Source organism: Streptomyces sp. B5E4, from assembly GCF_039871555.1.
Taxonomy (GTDB): Bacteria; Actinomycetota; Actinomycetes; order Streptomycetales; family Streptomycetaceae; genus Streptomyces.
The window spans coordinates 143,026-158,879 of the sequence record NZ_JBDPMI010000006.1 but is presented as its reverse complement, the minus strand read 5'-3'; the positions used below and the strand labels follow the sequence as shown (position 1 = coordinate 158,879).

Here is a 15,854-nt window from a genome sequence, read left to right as displayed (position 1 = left end):
CGGCTTGCTCCACCAGTACCGCAGAACGCGGGTGAGGCGAGGTGCCCGTGGGGAAATATTCGAGCCGCTACGGATGTCCGTTTCGCTGTGGCCCTGCCGAATTGTCAGGGCAAGTGCGCGGTTCATGCTGGCATCCGGCGGTCGGGGCAGTCCAGCCGCCCAGGTCGCCGGACCGGCGTCCGGAACCGGTGCGTCCATGGATCCCGAGGCGGCCGACGAGGTGTTCAACTGACCGGCTATGGCAGTTGAACGCTCCGCGCGTAGACCCATGCTCGCCATTTCTTGACGGGCCCAGAGGCTTCCTGGAAGCTGAATCGCCAGTCATGGGAGCCCCCTGGGAAATGTACCGGCCGTCCGGCCGGATTTATTCATCAGCCGCTGAGTAAGCGGCGGCTGTGATGCTTTGGATCGTGCTCGCTCTTTTCGGAACGACCATGCGGGAGCACGGTGATTTCGCGCCGCAGGCCCGTACTCGCTCCGCGGGCAGGCGCGCCTGAGTCGAGCATGTGAGAGGGCAGTCGGATGCTGAGACGCGATTCCGAGTCGCTTGTCGACCATTTCCGGACGGTCTTCGAGGAGAACCCGGAGCAACGGATCTTCCGGTTCCTCGTGGATGGCGAGGGCGAGCCGGAGTCCCTGGCCAACGGCGCGTTCGACCTACGGGTCCGGGCGATCGCCGCGGCGCTCCGTGAGCGCGTTCCCGCCGGTGCGCGGGCGTTGATCATGTGCCCGGCGGGCCTGGACTACGTGACCTCCTTCTTCGCCTGCCTGTACGCCGGTGTCCTCGCCGTGCCCGTCTACCCGCCCGACCCGGCCTTCCTGATGCGTACCCTGCCGAGGCTGACCGGGGTCATCGAGGACGCCGATCCCGGAGTGATCCTCGCCCCGGCCGAGACCGTCGCCCTGGCCGACCGCTTCGCCGAACACGCCCCCGCGCTGCGGGACATCGCCTGGCTGACCGTCGACGATCTCGACCCGGCCGCCGCCGACGACTGGCGCCACCCCGGATCGGTCCGCGACGACGTTGCCTTCCTGCAGTACACCTCGGGTTCGACCAGCCGCCCCAAGGGCGTCATGGTCAGCCACGGCAACCTGCTGCACAACATCGCGGGGATGAACCGCCGGTTCTTCGCCGACGATCCGGAACAGCACATGGTGAGCTGGCTGCCGCCGTTCCACGACATGGGGCTGATCTTCGGCCTGCTCACCCCCGCCTACGCCGGCTTCCCGGTAACGTTCATGTCGCCGTTCTCCTTCCTCAAGCGCCCGCTGCGCTGGCTGCGGGCGATCTCGGAAGCCGGCGGCACCGCGTGCGCGGCGCCCAACTTCGCCTACGACCTCGCCGTCCGGAAGGTGACCGAGGAGGAGCGGCGCACCCTGGACCTGAGCACCTGGCGCGTTGCCGCGAACGGCGCCGAGCCGGTCCGGCAGCAGACCATGGAGCGCTTCTCCCGCACGTTCGCCGACTGCGGCTTCCGGCCGTCGGCGCACGCCCCCTCCTACGGCCTGGCAGAGGGCACCCTGCTGGTCTCCACCGGCGACCCCCGCGCCGAACCGCCCAGCAGAACGCTACGGGTGAGCGGACTGCTGTCCGGCGCCGCCGAGGACGCCGGACGCGGCGAGGCCGCGCGGACACTGCCGGGCTGCGGCACCTCGCTGCCCGACCAGCGGGTCGTCGCAGTGGACCCGGAGACCTGCGCCGCGCTGCCCGACGGCCGGATCGGGGAGCTGTGGGTAGCCGGGCGGAGCGTCGCCGGCGGCTACTGGCGGCGTACGCGGGAGACCGAAGAGACCTTCGGCGCCCGGCTCACCGGCAGCGGCGATGGCCCGTTCCTGCGCACCGGCGACCTGGGCTTCACCGACGGCGACGAGATCTACGTCACCGGCCGTATCAAGGACGTCATCATCATGGAGGGCCGCAACCACTACCCGCACGACATCGAGCGCACCGTCGAGGCCGTCGACGACGGCCTGCGGTCGGGCTGCGGTGTGGCGGGCGCCCGTGACCTCGACGGCGAGGAGCGGCTGATCGTCGTCCAGGAGTACCGGGGGAGCCGTTCGCCGGAGGACCGCGCCCGGATCATCGCCGGCATCCGGGCGGAGATCGCCCGCGAGCACGGCCTGGAGGCGTTCCTTGTCGCGCTGGCACGCCCCGGGACCGTACCGAAGACCTCCAGCGGGAAGCTCCAGCGCCAGGCGTGCCTGGACGCGGTGCTCGGCGGGACCCTGAAGCCGCTGGCCCAGTGGCGGGCGGACGAAGCGGACCGGGACGGCCGGGCGGGCGCTCCCGGGTCTCCGGACGGTCCGGCCGGTGCGAACGGCACCGGGCGGCCCGCCCCGGGGGCGGCCGAGATCGAGCGGTGGCTGCGGGAGATGCTCGCCGCCACGACCGGCGGCCGGGCCGAAGCCGTCGACCCCGGGCTTCCGTTCGCCGGATACGGACTGCGGTCGGTCGACATGGTCACCATGGTCGGCGACCTCGAGCAACGGCTCGGAGTGCCGCTCGCGCCGACCGTGGTATGGGAGCATCCCACCCCCGCCAAGCTCGCCGACCACCTGGCCGGCGGTGTCCCGGCGGCGCCTTCCGCGCCGCCGGCCGCAACGGACGAGCGGCCCGCCGGCCGCACCGAGCCCGGCGCCCGCCCCGCCACCGCGCCCGACCCCGTCGCGATCGTCGGCATCGGCTGCCGCTTTCCCGGCGGCGTGGACGGCCCGGATGACTTCTGGCGGCTGCTGACCGAGGGCCGGGACGCGGTGACGGAGGTGCCCGCGGACCGCTGGGACGCCGAGCAGTACACCTCCGACGACCCCGCCGCCCCCGGCCGTACCACCAGCCGCTGGGGTGGATTCCTCGACGGCGTCGACCGGTTCGACGCAGGCTTCTTCGGCATCTCGCGGCAGGAAGCCACCCGCATGGACCCGCAACAGCGTCTCCTCGCCGAAGTGGCGTTCGAGGCGCTGGAGAACGCCGGGATGCCCTCCGACCGGCTGGCCGGATCGCCCACCGGCGTGTTCGTCGGCATCTCCACCTTCGACTACGCCACCGGCCAGTTGCGTGACCTCGACGCCATCGACCCCTACACCGGCACCGGCAGCGCCCTGAGCATCGCCGCGAACCGCCTGTCGTATCTGCTGGACCTGCGCGGCCCCAGCCTCGCGGTGGACACCGCGTGCTCCTCCTCGCTCGTCGCGGTCCTCCAGGCCTGCGCGAGCCTGGAGCGTGGTGACTGCGAACTGGCCCTCGCCGGCGGTGTCAACCTCGTACTCTCTCCGGCCTTCGCCATCAACTTCAGCAAGGCCGGCGCGATGTCCGCGGACGGCCGGTGCAAGCCGTTCGACTCCCGAGCCGACGGATACGTGCGCTCCGAGGGCGCCGGTGTCGTCGTACTCAAACCGCTCAGCCGCGCGCTGGCCGACAAAGACCCCGTGTACGCCGTGATCCGCGGCGGCGCCGTCAACCAGGACGGCGCCAGCAACGGCCTCATGGCGCCCAATCCGCAGGCCCAGGAAGGGGTACTGCGTGCCGCCTTCCGCAACGCCGGCGTGCGGGGCGCGGACATCGGGTACGTCGAGGCCCACGGCACCGGTACGGCGCTCGGCGACCCGATCGAGGCCAAGGCGCTCGGTGCCGTCCTCGGGGAGGGCCGTGATCCCGGCCGGCCGTGCCTGATCGGCTCGGTGAAGTCCAACCTGGGGCACATGGAGGCCGCCGCGGGGATCGGCGGGCTGATCAAGGCGGCACTGGCGGTCCGCCACCGCACCGTGCCGGCGACCATGCACTACCGCGAGCCGAATCCGCACATTCCCTTCGACGCTCTCGCCCTTCGGGTCGCCCACACCCTCCAGCCCTGGCCGGCCGGCGAGGACGGCGTCGCACGGGCCGGAGTGAGTTCGTTCGGCTTCGGCGGCACCAACGCCCACCTGGTGCTGGAGCAACCCCCGGCCGCCGGCCCCGCGCCCCGGCAGGACCCGGCGGACGACACCGTCCTGCTGACCGTCTCGGCCCGCGACGAACACGCCCTGCGCGACCTCGCCGCTGACTACGCCGACAAGCTCGCCGCGCCCGGCCTCGACCTGGGCGGCTTCGCCGCCGCCGCGGCGGTCCGCCGCACCCACCACGAACACCGGCTGGCCTGCACCGGCTCGTCGGCGGACGAACTGCGCACCTCTCTCTTCGCGTTCGGCCGCGGCGAGGACGCCCCCGGCCTGTCCAGCGGCGTCCGGCGGGTGGGCTGGCACCCCAAGCCCGTGTTCGTCTTCTCCGGCCAGGGGCCGCGGTGGTGGCCCCTGGCGGCAGACCTGCTCGACGGGGAGCCGGTGTTCCGCGCGGTCGTCGAACGTGGCGACGCCCTGCTGCGCCGGCACACCGACTGGTCACTGCTGGACCAGCTCACCGCCGACCCCGCCGGATCCCGCCTGCAGGACACCGCCGTCGGCCAGCCCGCCCTCACCGCCGTGCAGATCGCGCTCGCCGCCCTCTGGCGTTCCTGGGGCGTCGAACCGGCCGCCGTCGTCGGCCACAGCGTCGGTGAGATCGCCGCGGCACACCTGTCGGGTGCGATCGCGCTGGAGGACGCCCTCGCCATCGCGCTGCACCGGGGCACCGCCCTGCACAGCGCCATCGGCAGGGGCAGGATGGCGGTCGTCGGCGTCGGTCTGGAACGGGCGGGGGAGATCCTCGCCGAACGACGTCCCGGACAGGTGTGGATCGCGGCGGGCAACAGCCCCGGATCCACCGTCTACTCGGGGGAGACCACCGCCCTGGAGACGCTCGCCGAGGCCCTTCAGAAAGAGGGCCTGTACTGTCGCGTCCTGGAGTCGGTCGAATTCGCCTCCCACTGCCCGCTGATGGAGCCCGTCGCACAGGAACTGTGGGGGTTGCTGTCGGACCTGCGTCCGCGTGCCGGCACCCTCCCCATGATCTCCACCGTCACCGGACAGCCCGTCGACGGCGCCCGGTTGGACGCCGAGTACTGGGCGTCCAACCTCACCCGGCCGGTGCTGTTCGACACCGCGGTCGGCGCGCTGGCCGAGTCCGGCCACGACGTCTTCGTCGAGATGTCGCCGCACCCGATGCTCACCGACGCCGTCACCGAGCGCCTCTCGTCGTACGGCCACACGGTAGCCGTCTCGTCCCTGCGCAGTGACCGGCCGGGTCGCGCCACCGTCCGTGCGGAACTCGGCCGGCTCTATACCGCCGGTTTCCACGTCGACTGGGCCCGGGTGTACGGCCCGGCCGCGCCCATGGCCGACCTTCCCACCTACCCCTGGCAGCGCTCCCGCTTCTGGTTCGCCGAGCACACCCGCTACCGGCCCGAGCCCCGCGGGCACCCCGTCCTCCGCACCGCCGTGCGCTCCGCCCTGCCCCCGTACGCCGCCCACTGGTCCGCGCCGGTCGCCCTGGACGACTTCGGCTATCTGATTGACCACCAGGTCGGCGGCAGCCCCACCCTGCCCGGCGCGCTCGTCCTGGACGCCGGCCTCGCGGCGGCGCGCGAGTACCTCGGCGGCCCGGCCGCTCTCGCGGACGTCCACTTCACCCGGCTGACCGTGGTACCCGAGCACGCCGAGGACGCCACGCTGCAACTCGTCCTCGTCCCCGAGACCGCCGATACCGGCTCGCTGCGGCTGTTCACCCGAGCCACGGGCGACGACGAATGGGCCGAGGCCGCCCACGGCGCCTTCCGCCGCGGCACGCCCGACCCCGGCGGCGAACCGCTGGCCGCCGTACGCGAACGCTGCGCCACCCCGGTCGACACCGACGCCCACTACGCCGCGCTGCACCGGGCGGGGCTGGCGTACGGGCCGGCCTTCCAGGGCGTCGAGGAGCTGTGGTGCGGCCCCGGCGAGGCCGTGGCCCGGCTGCGCGATCGGGCCGCCCTGACATCGGACCGCGGCGAGCACCCGGTGCACCCGGCCGTGCTCGACAGCGCGCTGCAGACACTCATGGCCGCCCTGGCGCCGCCCACCGGCCCGGTCGACGCCGTCACGAGCACCTATCTGCCGGTACGCGTCGGCGGATTCGCCCTCTACGCCGAGCGGGCCGAACCCTGCTGGGCGTACGCCGCGGCCACCGCACCGGAACCCGGTGCCGAGGAGATCACCGGCGCCACCGTCCTGCTCTACGACGCATCCGGCGCACCGGTCGGCGAGGTCACGGGCATCGCCCTCAAACGCCTGGACGACGACACCTCCGCCGACCCGCTCGCGGAGGCCCTGTACGACATCGACTGGCGGCAGACCCCCGCCGAGGCCGAGGCCGGTGCGGAGCCCGGCACCTGGCTGGTGTTCGCCGACGCCGGCGGCACCTGCGACGCGCTCGTCACTGGACTGCGTGCCCGCGGCGGCACCTGCGTCACCGTCACCCCCGGCCCCGGCTACGCCGAACCGGCCCCGGACCACTACGTGCTGGACCCCGCGCGGCGCGAGGACGTCGCCAGGCTTCTGGCCGGCCTGACCGCTGGCGGCGTCCGCCCCGACGGCATCGTGCACGCCTGGGCCCTCGACGCCGCGCTCGCCGAGGACGACAGCCCCGCACGACTGCTCGCCGTCCAGGACGCCGCCACCGTGCCCGCCCTGCACCTGGTCCAGGAGATCGCCCGCACCGGACAGGACCCCGCACCTCGACTGGTGCTGCTCACCCGCGGCGCCCAGCGGGCCGCCGCGGGCGACGAACTGTCGGTCGGCCAGGCGCCGCTGTGGGGACTGGCCCGCGTGATCGGCGCCGAGCACGCCGAACTGCGCCCCACCGTCGTCGACCTGGACCCCGCCCGCCCCGCCGGCGAAGCGGACCTGCTCCTGGCCGAGGTGCTGCGCGCAGGCGACGACGACCAGGTCGCCCTGCGCCACGGCGAGCGCCTGACGCCCGCACTCCAGCGGTGGACGCCCGCCGAAGCGGCCCCGGAGGCCAAGCCCGCCTGGGTCTTCGACGCGGGGCGCGACGGCAACCACCGGCTGCTCGCGGCCCACCCCGGCCGCCTCACCAGCGTCGGAGCCACCTGGTGGCACCGTACGCCGCCGGGACCCGGCCAGGTGGAGATCGAGGTCGCCGCCGCCGGCCTGAACTTCAGCGACGTCCTGAAGGCCCTGGAGACCTACCCCGGTGCGAAGGGCGTCGTCCCGCTCGGCGCCGAGTGCGCCGGCCGCGTCGTCGCCGTCGGCGAGGGTGTGACCCGTCACCGCGTCGGCGACCGGGTGATCGCGGTCGGCGCGCACAGCATGGCGGCGTTCACCACAGTCGTCGAGGAACTGGTGGCCCCCGCGCCGCTCTCCCTCGGCGAGGACGAGGCCGCCGCCGTGCCCGTCGCCTTCCTCACCGCCGTCCACGCCCTGGAGCGCCTGGCCCGGCTTCGCCGGGGCGAGACCGTGCTCGTCCACTCCGCGACCGGCGGGGTCGGACTGGCCGCGCTGCAGGTCGCCCGGCGCCACGGCGCCCGCGTCTACGCCACGGCCGGTACGGAGGAGAAGCGCGAACTGCTGCGCGGCCTCGGCGTGGAGCACGCCATGGACTCGCGCACTCTCGCCTTCGCCGACGAGATCACCGAACGCACCGGCGGGCGTGGCGTCGACGTCGTGCTCAACTCCGCCACGGGCGAGGCCCTGGTGCGCAGCCTGCGGCTGCTGGCGCCGGGCGGCCGGTTCGTCGAGATCGGCAAGCGGGACGTCTACGGAAACAGCCATGTCGGGCTGGAACTCTTCAAGGACAACCGCGCCTTCTTCGCCGTGGACCTCGAACGCACCATCCGCGAGCGGCCCGAGGAAATCGCCGAGCTGCTCGCCGACATCGTCCAGGGCTTCGACGGCGGCGAGTTCACCGCTCTGCCGGTCTCCACCCACCCCTTCTCCGACGCGCCGGCCGCCTTCAGCGCCATGGCGCAGGCGCGTCACACCGGCAAGCTGGTGCTGCGGCCCGATCCCCACGAGCGGGTCACCACCGCTCCGGACGCGGCTCCCGTACGGCCGGACGGCACCTACCTGATCACCGGCGGGCTCGGCGCGCTGGGCCTGGAGACCGCCCGCTACCTGGCCGGGGAGGGCGCCCGCCACCTAGTGCTGGCCGGCCGCAACGCCCCCTCGGCCGCCGCCGAACGGGCCGTCGCCGAGCTGCGCGACCGCGCGGAGGTATCCGTCGTCAGTGCCGACGTGTCCCAGCGTGCCGGCCTCGACCAGGTCCTCGCCCGCATCGACGCCACCATGCCGCCGCTGGCCGGCGTCGTGCACGCCGCCGGAGTCCTCGACGACGGCCTGCTGACCGGCCTGGACCGGGAGCGGTTCCGCTCGGTCGCCGCACCCAAGGCCACCGCCGCCTGGCACCTGCACCACGCCACCTCGGACCGCGAACTGGACTTCTTCGTGCTGTACTCCTCGGCCGCCGCCGTGCTCGGCTCGGCCAGCCAGGGCAACTACGCCGCCGCCAGCGCCCTCCTCGACACCCTCGCCCACCACCGGCGTGCCCGCGGACTGCCCGCGCTCAGCATCGACTGGGGCCCTTGGTCGGACATCGGCCTCGCCGCCCGCCCCGACCGCGGCGGTGTCCTCGCCGCCCGCGGCATCCAGAGCATCAGCCCCGGCGACGGCATAGCGACCCTCGACCGGCTGCTGCGCACCGACGCCGCCCAGGTCTGCGTCCTGCCCCTGGACCGGGACAAGCTGCGCGACCACCCCGGAGGCGGTCTCCTCGGCACCCTGCTCGGGGACGCGCACGGGGAGTCCCCGGCCAGCAGGCCGGCCACGAGCGAGGTGCGCCGCCGGCTCCTCGCCGTCGAGCCGGGTCGCCGCCGCCGGGCCCTCCTGACCGAGCACTGCCGGGCCGTCGCGGCCCGCGTGGTGGGCGCCGAGCCCGGCAGGATCGACACCAGCGCCCCCATGAACAGCATGGGGTTCGACTCGCTGCTCTCCCTGGAACTGCGCAACTCGCTGGTCTCCTCACTCCGGGTGGAGCTGCCCTCGACCATCGCCTGGCGCTTTCCGACCATCGACGCCCTGGTGCCGTATCTGGCCGAGCGCATGGACGTCCAGCTGGAACCTGGCCGAACGGCCCCCGAACGCACCGCCGGGAAGGTCGTGTCCGATCCACCCGCTCCGCTCCCCGGTGACCAGGGGAGCGCCGGCGCGCTCCTGACGAGCGCCCCGCCCGACCTCGACGCGATGTCCACCACCGACCTCGAGGCGCTCCTGCTGGCCAAGACGAAGCAGATCGACGAAGGGGATCGGCGATGACGTCACCGGAACGCACCCTGGTGTCGGCCGACACGCTCAAGAACGCCTACCTGGCGATGGAGCGCCTGCAGGGCCGGATCGAGGAGTACGAGCGGGCGCGCACCGAGCCCGTCGCCGTCGTCGGCGTCGGCTGCCGCTTCCCCGGCGGCGTCACCGACACCGCCACGTACTGGCGGATGCTCACCGACGGCGTCGACGCCGTCGGCGACATCCCCGCCGACCGGTGGGACCACGACGCCTTCTACGACGAGGAGGCCGGCAAGCCGGGCAAGATCTACACCCGCTCCGGCGCGTTCATCGACGGTCTCGACCGGTTCGACCACGACTTCTTCGGGATCTCCCGGCGCGAGGCGCTGGCGATGGACCCCCACCAGCGCCTGACCCTCGAAGTGTGCTGGGAGGCCCTGGAGGATGCCGGCCAGGCGCCCTCCGGTCTGGCCGGCAGCGACACCGGCGTGTTCATGGGCACCGCCAGCTCGGACCACGTCACCTCCCGGATCCGCCGCCCCGAGGACGTCACCGCGTACACCAGCTCGGGCGCCGCTGCCAGCTTCGTCCCGGCCCGCATCTCCTACCTCCTCGACCTGCGCGGCCCCAACCTCGCCGTCGACACGGCGTGCTCCTCCTCCCTGCTCGCCGTCCACCAGGCATGCCAGAGCCTGCGTACGGGTGAATGCGACATGGCGCTGGCCGGTGGCGTCAACGTGGTGCTGTCCCCGGTCCTGCTGATCTCCCAGTCGCAGTTCGGCTCGGTGTCCCGGCAGGGGCGGGCGATGACCTTCTCCGACGCCGCCGACGGCTACGTACGTGGCGAGGGCTGCGGTGTCGTCGTGCTCAAGCGGCTCTCGGACGCCGTACGCGACCGGGACCGGATCCTCGCCGTCGTACGCGGCGGCGCGGTCAACCAGGACGGGCGCAGCGCCGGCATCACCGCGCCCAACGGCGCGGCGCAGGTGGGGGTGTACCGCCGCGCCCTGGCAGCCGGCGGGGTCCGGCCCGAGCACGTCGGGTACATCGAGACACACGGCACCGGCACCCGCCTCGGCGACCCGATCGAGGCGGGGGCCCTCGCCGAGGTGTACGGGCGCGACCACGGCGCGCCCGTATACCTCGGCGCCGTCAAGACCAACATCGGCCACCTGGAGGCCGCGGCGGGTATCGCCGGGCTGATCAAGGCCGCGCTGTGCGTCTCGCACGGAGCCATCCCGCCCAACCTGCACTTCACCCGGCTTAACTCCAACATCTCCTTCGAGGGCACCACCTTCGACGTACCCACCCGCGTCACCCCCTGGCCGGAGACCGAGGGCCCGCGCACCGCCGCCGTGAGCAGCTTCGGCCTCAGCGGGACGAACGTGCACATGATCCTGGAACAGGCGCCGTCGGCCGCGCCGGTGCCCGCGGACCACCGGCGTCCGGCCGACGTCCTGGCCCTGTCCGCCCGTACCGAGACGGCGCTGACCGCTCTCGCCCGCCGGTACGCCGACCGGCTCGCCGACGGCGACGGCACGCCGCTGGCCGACCTGTGCCACTCCGCCGCCACCGGCCGCACCCACTTCCGTCACCGCCTCGCCGCCGTCGGCGCCACCCGCAAGGAAGTCGCCGGCCACCTCGCCGGCTTCCTCCGCGGCGAGACCGGACCCGGCCTGGCGCTGGGCGAGGCCCGCGGTTCCGACGTGGTGTTCCTGTTCACCGGGCAGGGCGCCCAGCGCCCCGGCATGGCCCGTGTCCTCTACGACACCCAGCCCACTTTCCGGCGCAGCATCGACGAGTGCGCGCGGATCCTCGAACCGCTGCTCGACCGCCCGCTGCTGTCGGTGCTCTTCCCCGGCGACCCCGAGGACCGGCAGATCAACGAGACGGCGTACGCCCAGCCCGCGACCTTCGCGGTGGAGTACGCGATGGCCGAGCTGTGGCGCTCCTGGGGGGTGACCCCCGCGGCGGTACTCGGCCACAGCTTCGGCGAGTGCGTCGCCGCATGCGTCGCGGGCGTGATGTCGCCGGCGGACGGCCTGGCGTTCACGGTGCAACGCGCCCGCGTCATCCAGGAGCACTCGCTGCCGGGCACCATGGCCGCGGTCTTCGCTCCCGAGGAAGAAGTGGCCGCCGAGATCGCCGCGCACCCGGACCGGATCGCCGTCGCCGCGGTCAACGGTCCGGCCAGCACCACCATCTCCGGCGAACGCGACCTGGTCGAGACCGTCTGCGCCGCCTTCGCCGCCCGCGGCGTCAAGGCCAAGCCCCTGCACATCGCCTCCGCCGGCCACTCGCCGCTGATGGAGCCCGCCGTCGAGCCGCTGCGCCGCGCAGCGGACAAGATCGCGTTCGCCGCTCCCCGCATCCCCCTCGTCTCCAACGTCAGCGGCGAGCTGTGGCCATGGGAGCAGGTCCCCGGCGCCGACTACTGGGGCCGGCACGTCCGGGACACGGTGCGCTTCGCGAACGGCGTACAGACCCTGCGCGACCTGGGCCACCACACCTTCGTCGAGGTCGGCCCCGCTCCGACCCTGCTCGGCGTCGTCAGCGACGCCCTGCCGCCCGGCCATGACGACCTGCTGCTGCCCAGCCTGCGCCCCAAGCACGACGACTGGGAGGTGCTGCTGGAGACGGTCGCCGAGCTGTACGCGGCCGGTGTCGACATCGACTGGCACGGGTTCGACGGCGACTACACCCGCGCCAGGGCCGCGCTGCCCACCTACCCCTTCGAACCGACCCGCTGCTGGGAGCCGGCCCGGCCCTGGCACGGCGACCGGCCGGCCGCGCCCGCCACCGGGAGCACCGCCGAGGCGGGGGACGACTCCCACACCCGCCCCGCCCGGTCCTCCCGGCGCTCGCGCAACCGGCGCCGCCCGAGCCGTATCCCCACCGCCACCGAACTCCGGGGACTGGCCGAGCCCGAGCAACTGGACACCCTGGCCGCCCGGTTCGTGCTGAGCGTCAAGGACGTCCTCGGCTCCGCCTCCGGCGACGTCGGCCTGGACGAGCCGCTGACCGGGTTCGGCCTGGACTCCCTGATGGCCGTCGAACTGCGCAACGAGATCCAGGACAGGCTCGGCCTCACCCTGCAGATCACCGACTTCCTCGGCGGCGCGACCATCCGCAGCGTCGCCGAGCGCCTGGTCAAGGAGCTGGCTGCGACCGGCGGCGACTCCGAGACGGATACACCGCACGACCGCTCCGGGGCACCGACCGCGATCCGGCGCGTGCCCCGGGCGGCCGACACGGCCGCCGCCCTGCTCGCCGAGTTCACCGGTCCGCCCCAGGGTTCCGCCGCACAGAACTCCGGCCCGGAGGGACGGCAGTGACCGACGACGAGCTGACCCGGAAGCTGGCCGCCCTCACTCCCGAGCAGCGCGCCCGCTTCGACGCCCTGCTCGCCGAGCGGACACCTGCCGAGGACACCTTCCCCCTCGCGGTCCTGCAGCGCGGCACCTGGTTCCTCGAACAGCTCCGGCCCCGCAACCCGGGTTACATCGTGCCCGGCGCGGTCCGTATCGAGGGCCACCTCGACACCGGCGTGCTGCGCGCGGCGGTCGACGAGATCGTCCGCCGCCACGAGGCCCTGCGCACCACCTTCCAGCTCCGCAACGGCACCCCCGTCCAGGTCGTCCACCCCGGTCCGGCCGTCGACATCCCGGACACCGACCTCGGCGGCACCGGGTACACCGACGCCGACCGCCGGAAGTGGATCGACGACGCCCTCGCCGAACCCTTCGACATCGACACCGGCCCGCTGCTGCGCGTCCGGCTGCTGCGCACAGGACCTGAGCGGTCCGTGCTCGTCGTCGCGATGCACCACCTCGTCTCCGACCGCTGGTCCACCGAGGTCTTCCTCGCCGAACTGTCCGAGCTGTACGAGGCGTTCGCCGCCGGCGCGCCTTCGCCGCTGCCCGACCTCGCCATCCAGTACGGGGACTTCGCCGCCTGGCAGCACCAGCAGCTCGACGGCGGCGGTTGGCAGCAGGATCTGGCGTACTGGCGCGGGGCCCTGGCCGGCGCGCCCACCGTGCTCGACCTGCCCACCGACCGCCCCCGGCCCGCCGCCCAGGGCTTCAACGGGGGCTCCGTCCCCGTCGACCTGCCGCCGGCCCTGATCCGCGAACTGGCCGCGCTGGCCGGCCGGCACGGCGCCACCCCGTACATGGCGCTCCTGGCCGTCTTCCACATCCTGCTGCACCGCTACACCGGCCAGGAGGACATCGTGGTCGGTGTGCCCACCGCCCTGCGCGGTCGCGCCGAAGTCGAGCCGCTGATCGGCTACTTCGTCAACACCCTGCCCCTCAGGGCCGACCTGTCCGGTAACCCCGGCTTCACGCGGGTCCTCACCCGCGTCCGGGACGCGTGCCTGGGCGCGTACGCCCACCAGGACGTTCCCTTCGAGCTGATCGTCGCCGATCTCAACATCCCCCGCGACCTCAGCCGGCCCCCCGTCTATCAGGTCAGCTTCAGCTACGGCCGAGAGCCCGTGCCCACCCTCGCGATGGCCGGTGCCCGCCTCACCCGGCTCCAGGTCAGGAGCGAAGGCGCCCGCTTCGACCTGGAGTTGCAGGCGTTCGACACCGACGGCGGGGTCACCGGCTGGTTCGAGTACGACCGCGACCTGTTCGACGAGTCCACCATCGTCCGCCTCGCCGGCCATTTCCACCGCCTGGTCGAGCAGGTCGTCGCCCGGCCCGGTACTCCCGTCGACGACCTGGACCTCCTCGACGAGAGGGAACGACATCGCCTCCTCACCGAGTGGAACGCCACCGACAGGACATGGCCCCACGGCCTGGTCCACGAGTGTGTCGAGGAGCAGGCGCGCAGGACCCCCGAAGCCGAGGCCGTCCGGTACGCCGGCGCCTCCCTCACGTACGCGGAGCTGAACCGGCGCGCCAACCGCCTCGCGCACTTCCTGCGGGCCCGCGGTGTGGGCCGCGACGCCCTGGTCGGCGTCGCCATGGAGCGCTCCCTCGACCTCGTCGTCGCGCTGCTCGCCGTCCTCAAGGCCGGTGCCGCGTACGTGCCGTTCGACACCGAGTTGCCGCCCGCCCGGCTCGCCGCCATCGCCGACGACGCCCGGCCGCCCGTGGTCCTCACCCAAGGTGCCCTCGCGGACCGGCTGCCCGCGCTCGACTGCCCCGTGCTGCGCATGGAGGATCTCGCCGCGGAACTGGCCGCGCAGTCCCCGGACGACCCCGGTGTCGCGGTGGACGGCGAGGATCTGGCGTACGTCATCTTCACCTCCGGCTCGACGGGCCGCCCCAAGGGCGTGATGAACGTCCACGCCGCCCTGCGCAACCGGCTGCTGTGGATGCAGGACGCCTACGGCCTGGACGCCACCGACCGGGTGCTGCAGAAGACGCCGTTCTCCTTCGACGTGTCGGTGTGGGAGTTCTTCTGGCCGCTGATGGCCGGCGCGACCCTCGTCGTGGCCCGGCCCGGCGGGCACCGTGACAGCGCCTACCTCGCCGACACCATCGCCGCCGACCGGATCACCACCGTCCACTTCGTGCCGTCCATGCTCCAGCTCTTCCTCACGGAGCCCCCGGAGAAGTCCGCCGGGCTGCGCCGCGTCTTCTGCAGCGGCGAGGAACTGCCCCGCGCCCTGCACGACCGCTTCCTGAGCCTCCACCGGGCCGAGCTGCACAACCTGTACGGACCGACCGAGGCCGCCATCGACGTCACCGCCTGGCACTGCCGTCCGGGAGCGGATCCCCGGCCGGTGCCCATCGGCCACCCCATCGCCAACACCCGCATGTACGTCCTGGACCGCCGGGGCCGTCCCGTCCCGGCCGGGGTGCCCGGCGAACTGTGCATCGGCGGCCGGGGTCTGGCCCGCGGCTACCTCAACCGACCGGACCTGACCGCCGAGCGCTTCACCGACGATCCCTTCGTGCCCGGCGCCCGCATCTACCGCACCGGCGACCTCGCCCGGCACCGCGCCGACGGCGCGCTGGAGTTCCTCGGCCGCCTCGACCACCAGGTCAAGCTCCGTGGCCAGCGCATCGAGCTCGGTGAGATCGAGGCGGTCCTGGCCCGGCACGGCACCGTACGCGAAGCCGTCGTGGTCGCCCGCGAGCACGCCTCCGGTGACGTCCGCCTCGCCGCCTACGTCACCGCCGCGGGCGCTGCGGTGCCCACCCCCGGTGATCTCGCCGCCCACCTGCGGGAGTATCTGCCCGAGTACATGGTCCCGGCCTCCTTCACCGTGCTCGACGCACTGCCCCTCACCGCCAGCGGCAAGGCCGACCGCAAGGCCCTCCCCGAGCCGCGTACCGGCCGCCCCGACCTCGAAGCCCGGTTCGTCGCACCCGAGGACGGCCTGGAGCACGCGCTCGCCGAGATGTGGCGCGGCCTGCTCGGCGTCGAGCGTGTCGGAGCGCGGGACAACTTCTTCGATCTGGGCGGCCACTCCCTGCTCATGGCCGAGTTCCGCACCCGCCTGCTGGCCACCCTCGATCACGAGCTGACGATGGTCGAGCTGTTCCAGCACCCCACCGTCGGATCTCTGGCCGCGTACCTCGGCGGCCCCCGCACCGGGTCCGAGAGCGCCGGGCACGGAGCCAGGCAGCGTGCGGAAAACCGTCGTCAGTCCCGCAGCCGGCGGCAACAGGCGGCCGAGCGCCGGGCTTCCTCCCGCGGAGACAGGTGATCGA

General features: G+C 73.5%; 3 protein-coding genes. All 3 read left to right on the top strand.

What is annotated here, in order from left to right; all coding sequences use genetic code 11:
- Nucleotides 1-522 precede the first annotated feature (522 nt).
- The 3 genes from ABGA99_RS10900 to ABGA99_RS10890 are packed head-to-tail and all read left to right on the top strand — an operon-like array spanning nt 523 to nt 15,850.
- On the top strand, nt 523-9,219 hold the full coding sequence (locus ABGA99_RS10900; protein ID WP_347582542.1) for an SDR family NAD(P)-dependent oxidoreductase: 8,697 nt from the start codon (nt 523-525) through the stop codon (nt 9,217-9,219).
- The gene (locus ABGA99_RS10895) at nt 9,216-12,521 is read left to right on the top strand and encodes a beta-ketoacyl synthase N-terminal-like domain-containing protein (protein WP_347577166.1); all 3,306 of its coding nucleotides are present in this window, start codon (nt 9,216-9,218) and stop codon (nt 12,519-12,521) included. The genes ABGA99_RS10900 and ABGA99_RS10895 overlap by 4 nt, the downstream gene beginning before the upstream one ends.
- Nucleotides 12,518-15,850 (top strand): amino acid adenylation domain-containing protein, encoded by a 3,333-nt coding sequence (locus ABGA99_RS10890; protein WP_347582541.1) that lies wholly within the window; start codon nt 12,518-12,520, stop codon nt 15,848-15,850. The genes ABGA99_RS10895 and ABGA99_RS10890 overlap by 4 nt, the downstream gene beginning before the upstream one ends.
- The last annotated feature ends 4 nt before the right edge of the window (nt 15,851-15,854 follow it).

Bases quoted from the DNA above. Each gene is read 5' to 3' on its own strand.
- ABGA99_RS10900 (WP_347582542.1), top strand. From the start codon at position 523: ATGCTGAGACGCGATTCCGAGTCGCTTGTCGACCATTTCCGGACGGTC.
- ABGA99_RS10895 (WP_347577166.1), top strand. From the start codon at position 9,216: ATGACGTCACCGGAACGCACCCTGGTGTCGGCCGACACGCTCAAGAAC.